17 protein-coding genes, 1 other RNA gene and 1 other annotated feature are annotated in these 18,240 nt (G+C 41.2%); all 18 genes read left to right on the top strand.

What is annotated here, in order from left to right:
* Positions 1–63: 63 nt before the first annotated feature.
* The 18 genes from CHY_RS10260 to CHY_RS10180 all read left to right on the top strand — a co-directional run bounded on the left by CHY_RS10260 (position 64) and on the right by CHY_RS10180 (position 18,164).
* Positions 64–993 carry a DNA adenine methylase gene (locus tag CHY_RS10260; RefSeq protein WP_011345099.1) on the top strand — a complete coding sequence of 310 codons (930 nt, stop codon included), beginning with the start codon at positions 64–66 and terminating at the stop codon, positions 991–993.
* A gap of 43 nt (positions 994–1,036) precedes the next feature.
* Complete coding sequence (locus CHY_RS10255; protein ID WP_011345098.1) at positions 1,037–2,026, top strand: TRM11 family SAM-dependent methyltransferase; 990 nt, start codon at positions 1,037–1,039, stop codon at positions 2,024–2,026.
* Between the two features lie 13 nt (positions 2,027–2,039).
* Positions 2,040–2,987 (top strand): type II restriction endonuclease, encoded by a 948-nt coding sequence (locus tag CHY_RS10250; RefSeq protein ID WP_011345097.1) that lies wholly within the window; start codon positions 2,040–2,042, stop codon positions 2,985–2,987.
* 112 nt (positions 2,988–3,099) lie between these two features.
* On the top strand, positions 3,100–3,756 hold the full coding sequence (locus CHY_RS12855; RefSeq protein ID WP_011345096.1) for a hypothetical protein: 657 nt from the start codon (positions 3,100–3,102) through the stop codon (positions 3,754–3,756).
* Between the two features lie 59 nt (positions 3,757–3,815).
* On the top strand, positions 3,816–5,195 hold the full coding sequence (locus tag CHY_RS10240) for a radical SAM protein (protein WP_011345095.1): 1,380 nt from the start codon (positions 3,816–3,818) through the stop codon (positions 5,193–5,195).
* 217 nt (positions 5,196–5,412) lie between these two features.
* Complete coding sequence (locus tag CHY_RS10235; protein WP_011345094.1) at positions 5,413–6,144, top strand: ZIP family metal transporter; 732 nt, start codon at positions 5,413–5,415, stop codon at positions 6,142–6,144.
* 26 nt (positions 6,145–6,170) lie between these two features.
* Positions 6,171–7,766, top strand: coding sequence for a glycosyltransferase (locus CHY_RS10230; protein ID WP_011345093.1), 1,596 nt, complete (start codon positions 6,171–6,173; stop codon positions 7,764–7,766).
* 118 nt (positions 7,767–7,884) lie between these two features.
* Positions 7,885–8,103, top strand: a binding site (T-box leader).
* Positions 8,104–8,151: 48 nt separating this feature from the next.
* Positions 8,152–9,423, top strand: a complete 1,272-nt coding sequence (hisS, locus tag CHY_RS10225) for a histidine--tRNA ligase (protein ID WP_011345091.1) — start codon at positions 8,152–8,154, stop codon at positions 9,421–9,423.
* The gene (gene aspS / locus CHY_RS10220) at positions 9,416–11,194 is read left to right on the top strand and encodes an aspartate--tRNA ligase (protein ID WP_011345090.1); all 1,779 of its coding nucleotides are present in this window, start codon (positions 9,416–9,418) and stop codon (positions 11,192–11,194) included. Before hisS ends, aspS begins: the two co-directional genes overlap by 8 nt.
* A gap of 58 nt (positions 11,195–11,252) precedes the next feature.
* A non-coding RNA gene (ssrS, locus tag CHY_RS13050) (6S RNA) lies at positions 11,253–11,433 on the top strand.
* A 30-nt stretch (positions 11,434–11,463) separates the two neighbouring features.
* Positions 11,464–12,192, top strand: a complete 729-nt coding sequence (locus CHY_RS10215) for a tRNA threonylcarbamoyladenosine dehydratase (RefSeq protein ID WP_011345089.1) — start codon at positions 11,464–11,466, stop codon at positions 12,190–12,192.
* Positions 12,193–12,292: 100 nt separating this feature from the next.
* A complete protein-coding gene (trxA, locus tag CHY_RS10210; RefSeq protein WP_011345088.1) occupies positions 12,293–12,613 on the top strand; it encodes a thioredoxin in 321 nt (106 codons plus the stop codon).
* Positions 12,614–12,681: 68 nt separating this feature from the next.
* On the top strand, positions 12,682–14,016 hold the full coding sequence (locus tag CHY_RS10205) for an AAA family ATPase (RefSeq protein ID WP_011345087.1): 1,335 nt from the start codon (positions 12,682–12,684) through the stop codon (positions 14,014–14,016).
* Positions 14,017–14,098: 82 nt separating this feature from the next.
* Entirely contained in the window at positions 14,099–14,545 is a 447-nt protein-coding gene (locus CHY_RS10200; RefSeq protein ID WP_011345086.1) for an RrF2 family transcriptional regulator, read from the top strand.
* A 22-nt stretch (positions 14,546–14,567) separates the two neighbouring features.
* Positions 14,568–15,749, top strand: a complete 1,182-nt coding sequence (nifS, locus tag CHY_RS10195; RefSeq protein WP_011345085.1) for a cysteine desulfurase NifS — start codon at positions 14,568–14,570, stop codon at positions 15,747–15,749.
* 5 nt (positions 15,750–15,754) lie between these two features.
* On the top strand, positions 15,755–16,129 hold the full coding sequence (nifU, locus tag CHY_RS10190; RefSeq protein ID WP_028052417.1) for a Fe-S cluster assembly scaffold protein NifU: 375 nt from the start codon (positions 15,755–15,757) through the stop codon (positions 16,127–16,129).
* A 38-nt stretch (positions 16,130–16,167) separates the two neighbouring features.
* Positions 16,168–17,265 carry a tRNA 2-thiouridine(34) synthase MnmA gene (gene mnmA / locus CHY_RS10185; RefSeq protein WP_011345083.1) on the top strand — a complete coding sequence of 366 codons (1,098 nt, stop codon included), beginning with the start codon at positions 16,168–16,170 and terminating at the stop codon, positions 17,263–17,265.
* A gap of 92 nt (positions 17,266–17,357) precedes the next feature.
* Positions 17,358–18,164 (top strand): lipid II flippase Amj family protein, encoded by an 807-nt coding sequence (locus CHY_RS10180; protein ID WP_011345082.1) that lies wholly within the window; start codon positions 17,358–17,360, stop codon positions 18,162–18,164.
* The last annotated feature ends 76 nt before the right edge of the window (positions 18,165–18,240 follow it).

Raw genomic sequence — 18,240 nt, 5'->3', positions numbered from 1 at the left:
TCTTACTTAAGCTAAAATGTTGTTAGAAATCATTTTCCTAAACACAAAAGGGGAGATTTAGTTTTGGTAATTGCCAAAAATTTTTTAATAACCGAATACGCAAGACCATTTGTGAAATGGGCTGGAGGAAAAGGACAATTACTTAACACCTTAGAAAGATATTATCCTCTTAAACTACTTCAAGGGGAAATAAAGCGTTATATCGAACCTTTTGTGGGTGGTGGAGCTGTATTATTTAATATTTTACAAAAATTTAATATCGAGGAAGCGTATATTTTTGATATAAATGTTGATTTGATAAATGCTTATAAGGTGATTAAATTTAATGTTGATGAATTGGTGTATTATTTAAAATCATTAGAAAAAAGATATTATAATTTAGACAATGATAATAGAAAAAAAATGTATTACGAAATAAGAGATGAGTATAACTCAAAAGTAAGCAATACTAAACACATAGATATTGAAAGAGCTGCTAAGTTTATTTTTCTTAATCGCACTTGTTTTAATGGGCTTTACAGGGTTAATAAAGAAGGCAAATTTAATGTTCCTTATGGTGATTATAAAAATCCAACTATTTGTGATGAAAGAAATCTTTACTTGGTAAATTCACTATTACAAAAGGTTCAAATTTTTGCTGGTGATTATCGGGAAAGTGCTAAGTATATTTCAAAAGATAGTTTTGTCTATTTTGACCCCCCATATCGTCCGTTAAATAAAACTTCAAACTTTACATCATATAGTAAAAGTGATTTTACAGATAAAGACCAAATTGAACTTGCCAGGTTTTATGCCCAAATGAACGAATTAGGTGCTTTTCTTCTTTTAAGTAATTCTGACCCCAAAAATGAAGACCCTAATGATAATTTTTTTGATGATTTATATAAAAATTTTAATATTTATCGGGTTATGGCAAGAAGATCGATAAACTCAGATGGGCAAGGTAGAGGATTAATAAAGGAATTGCTTATCACTAATTATAAGGTGGAATAGGGGTTTAGGTGATTTTAGACATAGGGCAGGGGTTGTAGTAAAAATGGCTAAAAAAATGAACTGTAAATATTGCGGAGAAAAAATAAATAAAACTGAATATCCAGTACATTTAGAACTTTTACATCCTGAAGTGTATCAAAATTTAGTTGTTGCAATTAAAAGAGATTATGAGAAGGGAAATAGTATTAAAGAAATAGCAAATAATTATTTTGTAACCCAAAAGTTTATAAAAGAAGTTGTAAAACATTCACAATCTTTACTAAAAGAAGAAGAAAAAAATTATACACCTGTAAATAATAAACCAAGAACTTGGGCGCCTGAAAACTTTTCTCTTGAAACCACTACTGTTTGGAGTTTTCCTGACAGGGGAAGTTGGGCAACTCATTCAGGAAAATATCGGGGGAATTGGTCGCCCTTTATACCAAGGAATATTATTTTAAGGTATTCTAAAGAAGGCGAGGTTGTATTAGATCAATTTGTTGGTAGTGGAACGACTTTAGTTGAAGCAAAATTGTTAAAAAGAAAAGGAATTGGGGTAGATATTAATCCGGAGGCAGTAAGCCTTACGTTAAAAAATACAAATTTTGAAATAGAGGAGGGTGGAGAGATAGAGGTACGGGTAGGTGATGCGAGAAATCTTTATTTTTTAAAAGATGAGAGCATTGATTTGATTTGTACTCATCCACCTTATAGTAATATTATTAAGTATAGCGATAATATCGAGGGTGATCTTTCGCATTTTGACGTTAACGATTTTCTTTTAGAAATGGAAAAAGTTGCAAAAGAATGTTATCGAGTATTAAAAAAAGGGAAGTTTTGTGCAATTCTTATTGGGGATACTCGGCGAAAAGGATATATTATCCCTATAGGATTTAGTGTTATGGAGATATTTCGAAAAATAGGATTTAAATTAAAGGAGATTATTATTAAAGAACAGCATAATTGTAGTTCAACTGGCTATTGGAGAAATCAAAGCATAAAGTATAATTTTTTGTTAATTGCTCATGAATATTTATTTGTTTTTAAGAAATAAAAGGAGTGTAAATATGTTATATTTAAACCTTCAAAAAGATGAGTTGGCTGATTTATTTGTTCGAAGCCTATTAGAGACAAATAGAGCTTTTAATTTTTATGTAAATTGGAAAAATGTTGAGGAATATAAAAAATTTGATATAGAATTAAATGCAATGAATGTTTTAATAAGAAATGAAGATTTTGATAATACGTTTAAAAGATTACTAAAAAAAATGCCTACTGTTGTAGCAACTTTTCCTTATTTATTTGCACTGTCAAAAGCTGAAAGAGAAAAAACATGGAATGGTACTGAAAAGCTACTTATAATAAATGATAAGATTGGGGAAAGTGATATTTTAGAATATGATTTTAGTCTTAAAACGCTAAAAAAAGGTTTATCCGACGAACAAATTGAAAATTATCTTTATTTTTTTGAAAAAATGGGATTAAAACATTTATTTCTAAATCTTGCCCAAAATAATATTATTGATTATGTAATAGGCGTTTTAGTTGGATTAGATTCTAATGGGAGAAAAAATCGTGGTGGACATGCCTTTGAATTAGCATGTTATCCAATAATTAGGGACCTTTGTGATAAATATGAAATTATCCTAATAGAGCAAAAACAGTTTAAAGTCTTAAAAGAAGAGTACGGGTTTGAGATATCCGATAATATATCAGAAAGAAAAGCTGATTTTATTTTATTAAAAGATAAAAAGTGCTTAAATATTGAGGTAAACTTTTTTGGCGGAGCAGGTTCAAAACCAGAGGAAATAATTGACAGTTATATAAATAGGCAAAGAGACTTAAAAGAAAACAATATAGATTTTGCTTTTATCACCGATGGTAAAAAATGTTGGGGGAATAGTACAAAACCCCAATTACAAAAAGCTTTTAGAGAAATAAAGTATTTTATGAACTTCTTTTTAGCAAAAGAAGGAATGCTTGAAGAGGTAATTAAAGAAATATTTAAGCTGTGAAAAATCAATGTTAAACAGAAATCAAGACTAAAACACAATAACACTATCTTGCATATTTCCTAAAATAGGGTATAAAATATAATTAAAATTTTGGTTTTTTGGGGGTATAAAATTGGGTCTTACCAAACGCAAGGAACAGTTTTTGGCCAAATTAAGAGAGCTTTACGATAAGCTAAAATTTCCGGTATCGTACCAAATTTTAGCGGAAGAGATGAAGGTTAGCCGCTGGACCGCGTACGATATGTTAAGGGCTTTAGAGAAGGAAGGACTGGTAATTAGGGAGTATCTTTTGGAAAAGGGTAAGTCCGCACCGGGACGCTCAGCGGTGGGCTTTATTCCCAAAATAAAACAAAAAATGGTACCTAAAGATATAGAAGAGGAGCTTTTAAGAAAGATTCGCGAAGTTAAAACCAAGAGCCTTTCCGGTGTTTTAAAGAAAATGAAGGAAGAGCTGGCTTCAGAAAATACTCCTTTTGTCTACTGTTCCACTTTTTTGGCATATTTAACGGTTGTGCTGCATAAAGTAAATATTAAGGAACTTGCCCGTTTTCCGCAGATCTGGCCGCAGAAACCTGTTGAATTTCAATTAAAACAGCTTCCGGGCTTTATATTGGGGCTTTTACACATAAACGAACGGGGACAGAAAGAAATTGGAAAGATCAAAAAGAGTCTCGGCAAATTTACTGCTTGTATTGAAAACTTAGCTTTAGAAGAGGCAAAGGCGCTGCTTTTGCTCCTTGAAGCTTTTCACCGGGAGGTGAGAACCTAAATTTTTTTCAAGGAAATTTTGGATTTTTGGGTATAAAAATTAATTTCGGAGGTGGGGGTATGGCGCTTAAGGTTAATGTGGAGTTTGCTAAAAAGTTTGTAGCCGAAAAACTTTTAAATGAGCTTCTTAAATACTTAGAGAAAGACCCGGAAAAAAATATCTTAAATATTTTAAAACTTTTACACAAAATTGCCCGGGAAGAAAACCATAAAGCTTATATTAACTACCTTATAGAGAGCTATGAAAAATACCCTGCGGTTAAAGAACAGTTTCGCCGCTTTTTTAGTGAAACAAATCCCCAAATCATATCCAAGCTTGCTTATAATACCATTATAAATGGTGTGTTGTTTGGGATTCCTAGGCAAAAGCAGTATAAAGCTGAGACCGGTGTTCACGTTCCCTTTACCATCCTGGTGGATCCGACTTCACGGTGCAATCTTGGCTGTACCGGCTGCTGGGCAGGAAAATATCAAAAAGGTCCGGAGCTTTCCTTTGAACGGTTGGATCGGTTATTTAATGAAGCCAAAGAGCTGGGAATTTACTTTATTGTCTTATCCGGTGGCGAACCTTTAATGTACGAGCGCCTCTTTGAACTCTTTGAAAAACATAACGATATGGCGTTTATGGCCTATACCAACGGAACTTTAATTGACGAAAAGATGGCCGATAAAATAGCAAAAGTTGGTAACTTCTCTCCGGCTATCAGTATTGAAGGGTTTGAGGAGCGGACCGATGCCCGGCGGGGCAAAGGGGTATTTGCCAAGATTACCCGGGCTATGGATTTACTGCGCGAACGGGGAGTATATTTTGGAGCTTCGGTAACGGTAACCCGGGAAAATTACCTGGAGCTTACATCCGATGAGTTTATCGATTTCCTGGTTGAAAAAGGAGTTAAGTACATCTGGTCTTTCCATTATGTACCGGTAGGTAAAAATCCCGATACTTCCTTGATGCTGACCCCCGAAGAGCGACTTTATTTAGCCCAGAGAATCCCGGTTTTGCGGATTACCAAACCAATCATGATTGCCGATTTCTGGAATGACGGCCATATTACCCATGGTTGTATTGCCGGGGGTAGAAGTTATTTCCACATTAATGCTAAAGGTGAGGTAGAGCCCTGCGCTTTTGTTCATTTTGCTGTAGATAATATTAATGAGAAATCTTTAAAAGAAGTTTTAAAGAATCCGCTGTTTACAGCTTATCAGAAACGCCAGCCTTTTTCGGAAAACTACTTTTCTCCGTGTCCAATTATTGATGTTCCAGAGGCTCTAAGAGATATCGTTGCCGAAAGTAATGCTCACCCAACCCACGAAGGAGCAGACGAAGTTTTAACGGGAGCTACGGCGGAATTTTTGGACAAACGAGCCGCTGAATGGGATAAGGTGTCCCGGGTACTTAACGAATATAAAAAAGATAGAATTGCCCGGATGAAAATGTAAGCCTTCTGCATTAAGCGGAAGGCTTTACTCTTTTAGACAAAGCCGCAAGTGCCAATTATTTTATGGTTTTCTTTGTATTCAATTCCCCAGCCTGTTACCTGTCCCAAATTATAAATTAAGCTTCTGATAAAAAGTGTCGAATTATAGAAAAAAATACTTAATAAATGGTAAAATATTCCCGGTAAATTGCTTAAATTAAAACTTACGGAGGAAGTTTATGGCGTCGTTTTTAGCTTCTCTTTTAACTGGCCTTGCTACCGGGCTTGGTTCTTTTTTACTACTTTTTAAAAAAGAGTTTCCGAAAAGCACGATAGGCGTACTTTTAGGCTTTGCTGCCGGTATCATGCTCGCTGCATCTTTTTTTAGTCTTTTACTGCCGGCTTTAGAGACCGGTGGAATTTTTTTAACAGCTTTAGGCTTTTTAACCGGTTCCTTGTTTGTTTATTTTTTGGACCGATTGATCCCGCACTTCCATCCGGCTTCTGGAACTGAGGGTCCAAAGAGTGATTTAAATAAGATATGGTTATTTATCTTGGCAATCACCATTCATAACTTTCCCGAAGGGATGGCAGTAGGTATTGGCTTTTTAGAAAAGGATATCACCAAAGCCTTAAGTTTAGCTTTAGGAATTGGTCTTCAAAACATTCCGGAAGGGTTATCGGTGGCGGTAAGTCTTCTCGGTTTTTCCTTTTCCACCTGGAAAATAATTGGGATTACTTTTTTAACCGGGCTTGCCGAACCAGTAGGAGGAGTAATAGGGGCTTTTCTTGGCAGTCTTTCAGGGAGCATTTTACCCTTTGCGTTAAGCTTGGCCGCAGGAGCAATGATTTACGTAATTTCCGATGAAATAATTCCCGAAACCCATGCTAAAGGCGGTGAAAGTCTGGCTACTTTTGGGGTTATTTTTGGGTTTTTATTGATGATGGTTTTTGATAATTTAAGCTTCTAAATTTAAAAAAAGAGAGGTGAAGTTTTGTGCAGGAATTACTCCTTCTTCACGGTTACTTTCTTTCCGGGAGTGGAAGTAATCTCTTGGTACGAAACTTGGCCTCTAACTTTGCTGAAAAAGATCTAAAAACCGTATTGGTGTGTCAGGAAAGAAACCCTGAAAAGTATCCCTTTATCCGGGATGCCATTATAGTTGAGCCGGATACCGGAAAACTCGTGCCTTATTATCATAATCCCGGGGGAAAAGTAATTTTATATAATCCTAAAACCAGTCTTTTACCGGTTTTTGTTTATGATGATTACCCGGGATTTAAGGTAAAAACTTTTACCGAGCTCTCAATTGAAGAATTAGAGCGGTATATTAATGAAATGGTGACTTCACTAAAAATAATTAGCGCAAACCACAATATTCAATTTGTTTTTGCCCAGCATTTAATAATTAATCCCTATATTGTGAAACAGCTTGGTTTACCTTACAGCATAACCGTTCATGGAAGTGACATTAGCTATACCATTGAACGGGATGAACGCTATCATTTTTACGCCCGGGAAGGAATTAAAGGAGCTTACAAAGTTATTACGTTAAGCAATGAACTAACCCGGAGATTAAAACCGTACCTTGATTATCCGGAAAAAGTTATAGAGATTACTCCAGGAGTAGATGGGAAACTTTTTGGTGAACTTGCAGCAGTAAATTTGCTACAAATTAAAGGTAATGGAAGAAGTAAGGAAACCGAAGAAAGCTTTTATCATGGGTTAAGCCAGGTAAGATCGCTAAATGAGCTGTTGAAATATATAGATTTTATCCGCAAAAATTATGACTATTCGCTAACGGATCAACACGCCGGGGAAAAGCTAAATAAGGTAAGTAGGGGACGAAATTTAATCTTATTTTTGGGAAAACATTTATATGCCAAAGGGCCCCAGCTTTTAGCCCTGGCCCTACCGTATCTTTTGGAGGAAAAGGTTAATGCTGCTTTTGTGGGTCACGGACTCTACCGGGAGGTAGTGGAGGCATTGGTTTATTTTTTAAGAGAAAACCGGGAGGATTTGGTAGCGGAAATTTTAAATTACGGCGAAGAAGGTTATCCCAATCCCGGGAAAATGTTTTATGAAGAGCTTACGAAGAGCGAAAAAGAGCAATACTTAAAGTTAGCACGCCAAAACCTGACAGGCGATAGAGTGGTATTTACCGGGCAGATTTTTCACCCGGAATTAGCAGCAGTAATTCAGCGAGCAAAGCTTTTGGTAGTTCCTTCATTGGTGAAGGAGGCTTTTGGCATGGTTGCGGTGGAAGGGATTGCAGCGGGTGCGCTGCCTCTGGTGGACGGAGAAGGAGGTATGGCTTCGATAATTACCAATTACACCGCATTTTTAAAGAAAAAGGGATTTAATTTAAGCTTAGATACCTTTATCTTGAGTAAACTGCGTACTGCTGAAGGGGTAAGGGAAATAGTGGACAAAGGCAAAAGGCTCCTTGAACTTTACGAAAAACTTGGAGAGGAGCAAATCTGGAATTTAAACCGCGACTTTATCCACAGTTATTATGACTGGTCGAGAATTGCCCAAAAATACCGGGAGCTTTCGCAAAATTACTGGCAGGAAAACCCTAAAATTTGTTGAATAAAATAAAACAAGTTAACAAATAAAGGTGGTCATGAGTTTGAAGAAAAATCAGCTTTGGCTTTGTGCGGAAAAAGAATTATTGACAACAGGCTGTTCTAAGGTTAAAATGAATTAACGAAACGCAATGACCGGGACTTTTAAACCAGAGGGCTTCAGACAGGGAGGAAAAGCCGCGATTGAGAGCTTTTCTCTGAATGCCGGTTTAAAGGAACACCCGGGAGGCGGCTTAACTGAAAGGTCTTAGTAGGTTAAGACGGTTTGGCCCCGTTACGGCCAAGAGCGGAAGGTTTCTACCTTCAAGCAGGGTGGCACCGCGGGTAATCCCGTCCCTGGGTATTCCAGGGGCGGGTTTTAGTTTATAGAAAAGGGGGTATTTTTATAGATGCTTACCCAGAAACCTAAAGGCACTAACGACCTTTTTCCACCGGAAGTTTTCCTGTGGGAGGAGATAGAGCGGAAGTTTCGCGAAGTATGCCGGAGGTTTGGCTATCAGGAAATTCGCACCCCGATTTTTGAGCATACGGAGCTTTTTGAGCGGGGAGTCGGGGAAACCACCGATATTGTAGAAAAAGAGATGTATACTTTTTTAGATAAGGCCGGAAGGTCAATAACCTTACGGCCCGAGGGAACGGCTGCGGTGATTAGAGCGTATGTCGAAGCAAAAAAATACGCCGACCCCGGTCCTGCGAAGTATTTTTACATTGGACCGATGTTTCGTTACGATAAACCCCAGGCCGGAAGGCTGAGGCAGTTTCACCAGCTCGGGGTTGAAATCCTGGGTAGCGATGAGCCCATGGTGGATGCGGAAGTAATTTTAATGGCGCTGGAGTTTTACCGGGAGATTGGCCTGAATGACGTTGAGCTTCGCTTAAATAGCGTAGGTTGCCCTGAGTGCCGGAAAAGCTTACGGGAGAAACTTATTAACTATTTTGAAGAGCGTAAAGAGGAATTATGCGACTTGTGTAAGGCAAGGCTTAACCGAAATCCCTTGAGAATTTTGGATTGCAAAAATGAAAGCTGTCAAAAAATCGCCCAGAATGCTCCCACGCCCTTATCGGAGCTTTGCCCCGATTGCCGGGAGCATTTTACCGAGGTTAGGAAATACCTGGATTTAGCTCAAGTAAAATACGTAATTGACCCCTTTTTAGTAAGGGGGCTTGATTATTATACCAAGACAGCTTTTGAGTTTGTGGTGCCGGAGATAGGAGCCCAAAGCTCCATTGGCGGCGGAGGAAGGTATAACGGCTTAATCCGGGAGATCGGAGGGCCGGATCAGCCGGGAATAGGCTTTGCTCTGGGGGAAGAAAGAACTATCTTGGCTTTAAAAAGAAAAAGCGAAGAGATTTCCGTTCCTGTGCCGGACCTTTTCGTCTGCCTTTTGGGAGAAGAAGCCCGCGAGTACGGGTTTCCTTTAATAAATGAATTACGGAGGCTGAACCTCTGGGTAGAAACCGATTATCAGGGGAAAAGCTTGAAGGCTCAGTTAAAGGCGGCAAACCGCCTAAAAGCAAAAGCGGCATTAATTATTGGCGAAGAGGAGTTAAAGTCAGGCAGGTTTATTTTAAGAGACCTGGATACGGGTGAGCAGGTAGAGCTTTCCCGGGATGAACTTATCGAAAAATATGCCAGGGAAAGGGGTAAGGACAATGCTTAAAAGAAGCCATTACTGTGGAGAGTTACGGAAAGAACATGCCGGCCAAAAGGTTATTTTAAACGGCTGGGTACAGAGGAGAAGGGATCATGGCGGTCTAATCTTTGTAGATTTAAGAGATCGTTCGGGAATCGTGCAGGTGGTTTTTTCTCCTGACGTGGATCTGGAGGCTTTTCGGGTAGCGGAGGCGGTAAGAAACGAGTACGTTTTAGCAATAGAGGGAACGGTGAGACTCCGCCCGGAAGGCACGGAAAACCCCAACCTTTTAACCGGAGAAGTGGAAGTTTATGCCAGCAAAGTCGAGGTTTTAAATAAAGCGAAAACCCCGCCCTTTTACATTGAAGACGGAATTGATGTGGATGAACAGGTGCGGCTTCGCTACCGCTATTTGGACTTGCGGCGCCCCGAAATGCAGCGGGCTCTTGAACTTCGCCACAAAGCGGCGAAAGCGGTTCGGGACTTTTTGGACCGGCATGGCTTCTGGGAAATTGAAACGCCAATGCTGACCAAGAGTACGCCCGAAGGGGCCCGGGACTTTTTGGTACCAAGCCGGTTAAACCCCGGAAAATTTTATGCGTTGCCCCAGTCACCGCAAATCTTTAAGCAAATTTTAATGGTTGCCGGGATGGAACGGTACTTCCAGATTGTTCGTTGCTTCAGGGATGAAGATTTGCGGGCGGACCGGCAGCCGGAGTTCACCCAGATTGATATTGAAATGTCGTTCATTGACCGGGAAGACATCATGAGTTTAATGGAAGAAATGATAGCTTACGTATTTAAAGAAGCAATTGGGGTTGAGGTAAAAACACCCTTTAAGCGGATTTCCTACCAGGAAGCCATGCTAAAATACGGTACCGATAAGCCTGATTTACGGTTTGGACTGGAAATTACCGATGTTACTGAACTGGTGAAAGATGTGGAGTTTAAAGTGTTTCAAACGGTAGCTCATGCTGGCGGGGTAATCCGCGGTTTAAACGCCAAAGGTTGTGCGGGTTTTAGCCGCAAAGACCTGGATGATCTTACGAAGTTTGTGGGTAACTTTGGCGCCAAAGGTCTTGCGTATTTAATTTTAACACCTGAAGAAGTAAAGTCGCCAATTGCAAAATTCTTTAAAGAAGAAGAATTAAGAGCGTTGATTAATGCTTTACAGGGCGAACCCGGTGACATTTTATTCTTTGTAGCGGATAAACCGGAAGTGGCTGCTCAAGCTTTGGGGAACTTACGACTCCATCTTGCTGAAAGACTTGGGCTAATTCCCGAAAATGAGTTTAACTTCCTCTGGGTGATAGATTTCCCGCTTTTAGAATATGATAACGAAGAGAAAAGGTTTGTAGCGATGCACCATCCTTTTACGGCACCGATGGATGAAGATTTACCTCTGATGGATGAAAATCCGTTACTGGTTCGGGCTAAAGCTTATGACATGGTCTTAAACGGTGTGGAAATTGGTGGTGGTAGCATTCGGATTCACCGCCGGGATATCCAGGAAAAGATGTTTAAATTAATTGGCCTTTCGGAGGAAGAGGCCAAAGAAAAATTTGGCTTTATGTTAGAAGCTTTTGAATACGGTACACCTCCTCACGGCGGTATTGCTTTTGGCTTTGACCGGCTGGTAATGCTGATGGCCGGAAGAGAGTCCATCCGGGATGTAATTGCCTTCCCCAAAACCCAAAGTGCTACCGACTTAATGGTTGGTGCGCCTAATGTTGTTGAACGCCGTCAGCTAAAGGAACTTCACATTAAAGTTGATTTGCCGGTTAAAGAGCAGCAATAATCCAAAAATTAGAACCTTGAGAGCAGTACGATTTTGTGTTATGATTTAACCAAGAAAACGCACCCTGCTTTGTGCGTAGTCCACCGGGAAGTTCGTATCCAACACTCATACAAAGGGAGTCCGGACTCTGATTGTGGCGTGCACGCCCCGCTTAGGGGAAGCCCAAAGCAATCAGGAGGACACCCACCTGGTAGAGAAGGGGTTCGGAACTTCGTGGATTACGGCAAAGCGGGGTTTTCTTGTGTCAATTTATGCTGTGAGGTGTTGCTATGCACCGGTTTTCCCGAACGGAAATTTTAATAGGTAGCGAAGGGCTTAAAGTTTTACATAGAAGCCGGGTGATGGTTTTTGGGCTGGGAGGGGTTGGTTCTCCAGCCGTTGAGGCTTTAGCCCGAACAGGAGTAGGTTCCCTGGTTTTGGTGGATTTCGACCGTGTAAGCCTTACCAATATCAACCGTCAGCTTCCAGCGCTGGAGTCAACGGTGGGGCTCTTAAAGGCGGAGGTTTTGGCTAAAAGAATCCGGGAGATTAATCCTGAAGCGGAGGTTATAACCGTAACGGAAAAGTTAACACCGGAAAATACCGAGAGATTTTTCAGGTACAACCCTGACTATGTGGTGGATGCTATCGATACGTTAAAAAATAAAATTGCGTTAATTACCTACATGTATCGAAAATATATACCTTTTATTTCGGTCATGGGAGCCGGTAATCGGCTAGACCCTACAAGATTTAAAGTTGCCGATATTTCCAGGACCCATACCTGTCCTCTAACAAGGCGGGTTCGACAGGCCCTTAAAAAAGAAGGGATTTATCAAGGGGTAAAAGTTGTATTTTCGGAAGAACCGCCGGTGCTGGAAAGAGGTACCAGTGATGAGCCGTTGCCGGCAGAGAAAAAGCACCTTCCGGGAAGCGTTATGTTTGTAACGGCTACCGCCGGGTTAATTGCTGCCGGGGAGGCGGTAAGAGACCTTTTGCTAAGGCATAAGATTTTGTAATGGACCTCAAGCTTTGCTTTAATTGACAATAAAATATTTAGAGGAGTATAATTTATAAGTGGGGTTGATATTTACCGGGGGGAAAGGAGCGGTTTTTAAAATGGGTATTATTACCTTAACCGATGAAAATTTTGAAACCGAAGCACTAAAAAGAGAAGGACTTATAATTGTTGATTTTTGGGCCGAATGGTGTGGCCCCTGCCGGATGATAGCACCGATTTTAGAAGAGATTGCCCAGGAATATGAAGGAAAATTAACCGTTGGAAAACTTGATGTCGATAGCAACCCTGAAACACCAAGACGTTACGGGATTATGAGTATTCCGACTCTTCTTTTTATTAAAAATGGGGAAGAAGTGGGAAGAACGGTCGGGTTTAAACATAAAAACGAATTAATGAAAATTATTATAAAAAATTTGTAATGAGCGGTTAAGTGCGCTTTATTTTAAAAAAGCGCATTTTTTTATTTTGCGGTCGGAAGGGGAGTTTTATGGATTTGTGGGATACTGCCAAAAATAAAGTGAATAAGGAAGCTCCTTTAGCCTATCGCATGCGACCGAGGAGTCTGGACGAGTTTATAGGCCAGGAGCATATCTTGGGTGAAGGCAAGCTGTTAAGACGGGCTATTTTAAGTGATCGGCTTGGTTCTTTAATTTTTTACGGTCCCCCCGGAACGGGTAAAACAACCTTAGCAAGAATTATTGCTTCCACAACCAAAAGCGGCTTTGAAAGTATAAATGCGGTAACTTCGGGGGTTGGGGAAATAAGAGAAGTAATAAAAAAAGCTAAGGAGCGGGAAAAATATTATGGCGAGAGGACTGTTTTGTTTATTGATGAAATCCACCGCTTTAATAAAGCCCAGCAAGATGCGTTATTACCCGAAGTGGAAGCTGGAACCATAGTGTTAATTGGGGCAACCACCGAAAATCCGTATTTTGAAGTAAACGCTCCCCTTTTATCCCGTTCCCGGATTTTTGAGTTTAAACCTTTAGAGCCGGAACATATAAGAGAAATTGTGAGAAGAGCTCTTGTGGATAAGGAACGGGGGCTTGGCGAGTATAAGGTGGAAATTTCTGAAGAAGCCCTTGACCATTTAGTTACCATGGCGGCGGGAGATGCCCGGGCGGCGTTAAACGGCATTGAACTTGCGGTTTTAACTACCCCGCCGGATGAGGACGGAGTACGGAAAATTACCGTTGAAATTATCGAGCAATCAATGCAGAAAAAAGCAATTGTTTACGATAAAGAAGGGGATAATCATTATGATACGATCTCAGCCTTTATTAAAAGTTTGCGCGGTTCCGATCCGGATGCGGCGGTGTATTACTTGGCCCGCATGCTCGAAGCCGGTGAAGACCCGCGGTTTATTGCCCGAAGATTAATCGTTCATGCGGCGGAAGATGTGGGGCTTGCCGATCCCATGGCTTTAAATGTGGCGGTAGCGGCTTTTCACGCTTTAGAGTTTGTGGGAATGCCGGAAGCAAGATTACCGCTGGCGGAAGCAGCTATTTATATTGCCTGTGCTCCCAAATCCAATGCGGTGATAAAAGCTATTGACAGGGCACTTGCGGTGGTGCGAAAAGGGGAAAATGGCCCAATTCCCCAGCATTTAAGGGATGCCCATTATGCGGGAGCTAAAGAGTTGGGAAGAGGAAAAGGTTACAAGTACCCTCACGATTACCCTGGTCACTTCGTCCTTGAAGAATATTTACCGGAAAACTTAAAAGGTCAGCGTTTTTACGAGCCTTCCGATTCCGGGCAGGAAGCCCAAATAAAACAGCGGCTGAAGGAATTGTGGGGAAAAGTAAAAAACTTTACTAAATAAATCGGAATTCTTGACATACACTTGAGTAAGTGCTATGATGTTTTTGAAAGTAAAGTAATTTACTCGGAATTGGTGGTGAACCATGCGACTTTCGACCCGAGGGCATTATGGTTTGAAGGCAATTTATGATTTAGCATTGCATTATGGGGAAGGGCCGGTTCCTATTTCAGAGATTGCGCGGCGCCAGATGATTTCTGAACCTTATTTAGAGCAGCTTTTTTCGGTACTGCGGAAAGCCGGCCTCATTAAAAGTGTGCGGGGAGCTCAGGGAGGTTACCTTTTAAATCGCCTTCCCGAAGAAATTACCGTTGGAGAAGTTGTGAGAGTCTTAGAAGGGCCCATAGCACCGGTGGAATGCGTTTCCGAAAATGTGAAAGAAGCTTGCGACCAGGCGGATGCCTGCATTTCGCGCGTGGTTTGGGCCAAAGTGCGGGATGCTTTAAATAAGGTGTTGGACTCCATTACCTTAAAGGATATGATTGAAGAAGCCAAAAAAAATCAAAACCAAAATTTAATGTATTATATTTAATTTTAGTTAGGAGGATTCAGCTATGGAACGGATTTACCTGGATCACGGAGCTACTACTCCTTTATCCCGGGAAGTATTGGAGGAAATGCTGCCCTATTTAACCGAGAAGTTTGGCAATCCCTCCAGCATTCATGCTTTTGGACGGGAAGCAAGAAAGGCTATCGAGGATGCCCGGGAGAAAGTCGCGAAGGCGATAAACGCTTCCGACCCTGGCGAAATAGTATTTACCGGAGGGGGAACGGAAGCGGATAACTTGGCGATTAAGGGAATTGCCCGGGCCTATAAGCATAAGGGAAATCACATCATAACTTCTGCTGTAGAACATCATGCGGTTCTGGATGCGTGTTTGGCTTTACAAAAGGAAGGTTTTGAAGTAACCGTTTTACCGGTAGACAAATACGGAATGGTATCGGTGGAAGATGTGAAAAAAGCCATTACCGATAAAACAATTTTAATTACCATCATGCATGCCAATAACGAAGTTGGTACCATTCAACCGATTGCCGAAATAGGAGAAATTGCCAGGGAAAAAGGGGTTTACTTTCACACCGATGCCGTCCAGACGGTTGGTAAAATACCGGTGGATGTAAAAGAGCTAAAAGTTGATTTATTATCCCTTTCGGCCCATAAAATTTATGGACCCAAAGGGGTAGGGGCTTTGTATGTAAGAAAAGGATTAAAACTTGAGCCCCTGGCCAATGGCGGGGGCCAGGAGAGAAAACGGCGACCCGGAACCGAAAACGTAGCGGGCATTGTGGGGCTTGGAAAAGCGATTGAGCTTGCTGTTGCCGAAATGCCGGAGGAATCGGCAAGATTAACAAAATTACGGGACAAGCTCATTAAGGGAGTTTTGGAGAGGATTCCCTATGTCCGGTTAAACGGGCATCCTACCAAGAGACTTCCGCATAATGCTAATTTCAGCGTGGAATTTGTGGAAGGGGAGTCAATGCTTTTAATGCTGGATATGAAAGGAATTGCCGCTTCCAGCGGATCCGCCTGCACTTCCGGCTCCCTGGATCCATCCCATGTTTTGCTGGCCATGGGAATTCCCCATGAAGTTGCCCATGGTTCGTTGAGGCTTACTTTAGGTAAAGCCAATACCGAAGAACAAATTGATTATGTCCTGGAGGTTCTTCCGGGAATTGTGGAAAGATTGCGGGAGATGTCTCCGCTTTATAACCAAAAAGCGTTGGGGGGAGAGTAATTATGATGTATAGCGAAAAAGTTATGGACCATTTCACCAATCCGCGAAATGTGGGGGAAATCCCCGATGCTGATGGAGTCGGGGAAGTAGGTAATCCTTCCTGCGGCGACATCATGCGGATTTACATTAAAGTAGATGGTGATAAAATTACCGATGTAAAATTTAAAACTTTTGGCTGCGGGGCAGCTATCGCTACCAGTTCTATGGTGACCGAAATGGTAAAAGGGAAGACTATCGAAGAAGCAATGAAGATTACCAACAAAGCTGTGGCCGATGCTTTGGATGGACTACCACCGCAAAAAATGCACTGTTCCAATTTAGCTGCCGATGCCTTAAAAGTTGCTATCGAGGATTACTTAAAGAAAAAAGGGCAAAAATAAGAAAGCGGTATATTACCGCTTTCTTTTCTTGGGAAGGAGTGGACGTTATAGGTAGAAAAAAAGTACTGGTGGCCATGAGCGGAGGAGTTGATAGCTCCGTTACTGCGGCTTTATTACTGGAACAGGGGTATGAAGTAGTAGGGGTTACCATGCAAATCTGGGACCCGAAAATTGAGGTTATCGGGGAAGAATACGTGGGCTGTTGCTCAATTTATGCGGTTAATGATGCCCGGCGGGTAGCAGATCGTTTGGGAATACCTTATTATGTCTTGAATTTTCGGGAACTGTTTGAAAGAAAAGTAATAGACTACTTTACCGAAGAATACCTGCGGGGGCGTACTCCCAATCCCTGTATTGCCTGTAATCGTTATATTAAATTTGACGCTTTGTTAAAAAAAGCGTTAAGCCTTGGAATGGATTACATGGCCACCGGTCATTATGCCCGGGTAGTTTACAAGGATGATATAGGTAAATACGGGCTATTTCGCGGTGTAGACCGAAAAAAAGATCAGACTTATGTTTTATACAATCTTACTCAGGACATGTTACGAAGGTTATTACTCCCGCTCGGGGAATATACTAAGGAACAGGTGCGAGAACTTGCCCGGAAGTACAACTTAGTAACGGCAGATAAGCCGGAAAGCCAGGAGATTTGCTTTGTACCGGATAACGACTACCGCAAGTTTCTCAAGGAGCGCCGGGGAGAAGAAATTAAACCGGGTAATTTTGTGGATGTAAACGGGCGAGTTTTAGGACAGCACCAGGGTTACCCCTACTACACTATTGGCCAGCGCAAAGGGTTGGGCCTGGCTTTAGGAAAGCCGTATTATGTGGTTGATATTAGACCGGAAACCAACGAAGTGGTTATCGGGGAAGCTTCGGAGATTTTCAGCCCGGGCTTGATTGCTTCGGATTTAAATTTCCTCTGGTTTGATGAAATACCGGAAAGGTTTGAAGCCCAAGCTCAAATACGGTATAATGCCAAACCGCAGCCGGCGGTGGTGGAAAGGATAGGAAAAGATAAGGTGAAGGTGGTGTTTAATGAACCCCAGCGGGCAATTACTCCCGGACAGGCGGTGGTATTTTACCGGGGTGATGAACTTTTAGGCGGGGGAACAATTGAAAAACGCTTATAGCGGGCAATATTTTTTGCCCGCTTTTTTCTTTAATAGCCGGTGTTTAAAATGCTATAATAGAAAAGAATTAAAAATAATTTAAGGAGATAGCTATGGAATTTAAGCGGATTGCTTTGGTGGTTTTGTTAACCTTAATTATCCATCTGATAGATACCTTGTCGTTTGCTGCCCGGATAGCGGGAATTAAAACTAAAAAACTTGCTTTGGCGGGTTCGGTTTTTAATATTATTGTCCTGGTGTCGAGAACTTCTAATATGATTCAAGCACCCCTTTTGGGTAGTATCGTGGAAATTGCTTTGCTTAAACATGATTTGGCCGGGTTGGAAATGGTTTTTCGCTGGGTACTCCTTGGAGCAACCGCCGGTACCTTGATTGGGGCAGTATTAATACCTACCTTTATAAATTTTTTTACTATAGCTTTAAATAAATTGGATGAAGTTGGTTCCGTTCCCAGGCTCATAATTGTGACCCTGCGGCAGCGGAAAACCCAGGCTATAAAGGAAAATATTCGGGGAGTACCTTTTAAATCGGTAAAAAAACTTGCCCGGGAGCAAATGCCCTATAAAATCCTTTTATTAAACCTTATAATAACCGGCATTTATACCACCGGTGTTTTATCGGCAATGTATGCCGGAGTTTTAAACCCGGAGTACCGCTTAACTGCCAGTCAGCTCTCCGGAATTATCAACGGTTTTGCAACGATAGTTTTGGTTTTACTGGTTGACCCGTATTCGGCAATGGTAACCGACAGGGTCTTAAATGGAGCCTTGCCGCTGGATTCGCTGAACCGGCTTGTTTTGTCCCTAGTGATAAGCAAATTTTTAGGAACTCTTTTAAGCCAGGCCATCTTAATTCCCGCCGCCTGGATTATCCTGTATTTTACCCGCTTGATTATTTAAAAAGTATATCCCTATACCGGCTAAAAAAGCCGGTTTAAATTTTTTGCCAAAAGGTGCAGGATAATTTTGAGTTACG

The sequence above is a fragment of the Carboxydothermus hydrogenoformans Z-2901 genome (genome assembly GCF_000012865.1).
Classification (GTDB): domain Bacteria; phylum Bacillota; class Z-2901; order Carboxydothermales; family Carboxydothermaceae; genus Carboxydothermus; species Carboxydothermus hydrogenoformans.
This window is presented reverse-complemented; position numbering and strand designations above follow the sequence as displayed.

Excerpts from the sequence above, each read along its gene's own strand:
- nifU (WP_028052417.1), top strand. The coding sequence starts at position 15,755 with ATGTATAGCGAAAAAGTTATGGACCATTTCACCAATCCGCGAAATGTG.
- CHY_RS10215 (WP_011345089.1), top strand. The coding sequence starts at position 11,464 with ATGCACCGGTTTTCCCGAACGGAAATTTTAATAGGTAGCGAAGGGCTT.
- aspS (WP_011345090.1), top strand. The coding sequence starts at position 9,416 with ATGCTTAAAAGAAGCCATTACTGTGGAGAGTTACGGAAAGAACATGCC.
- nifS (WP_011345085.1), top strand. The coding sequence starts at position 14,568 with ATGGAACGGATTTACCTGGATCACGGAGCTACTACTCCTTTATCCCGG.
- CHY_RS10180 (WP_011345082.1), top strand. The coding sequence starts at position 17,358 with ATGGAATTTAAGCGGATTGCTTTGGTGGTTTTGTTAACCTTAATTATC.
- CHY_RS10200 (WP_011345086.1), top strand. The coding sequence starts at position 14,099 with ATGCGACTTTCGACCCGAGGGCATTATGGTTTGAAGGCAATTTATGAT.
- CHY_RS10240 (WP_011345095.1), top strand. The coding sequence starts at position 3,816 with ATGGCGCTTAAGGTTAATGTGGAGTTTGCTAAAAAGTTTGTAGCCGAA.
- CHY_RS10255 (WP_011345098.1), top strand. The coding sequence starts at position 1,037 with ATGGCTAAAAAAATGAACTGTAAATATTGCGGAGAAAAAATAAATAAA.
- CHY_RS10250 (WP_011345097.1), top strand. The coding sequence starts at position 2,040 with ATGTTATATTTAAACCTTCAAAAAGATGAGTTGGCTGATTTATTTGTT.
- CHY_RS10205 (WP_011345087.1), top strand. The coding sequence starts at position 12,682 with ATGGATTTGTGGGATACTGCCAAAAATAAAGTGAATAAGGAAGCTCCT.
- CHY_RS10235 (WP_011345094.1), top strand. The coding sequence starts at position 5,413 with ATGGCGTCGTTTTTAGCTTCTCTTTTAACTGGCCTTGCTACCGGGCTT.
- hisS (WP_011345091.1), top strand. The coding sequence starts at position 8,152 with ATGCTTACCCAGAAACCTAAAGGCACTAACGACCTTTTTCCACCGGAA.
- trxA (WP_011345088.1), top strand. The coding sequence starts at position 12,293 with ATGGGTATTATTACCTTAACCGATGAAAATTTTGAAACCGAAGCACTA.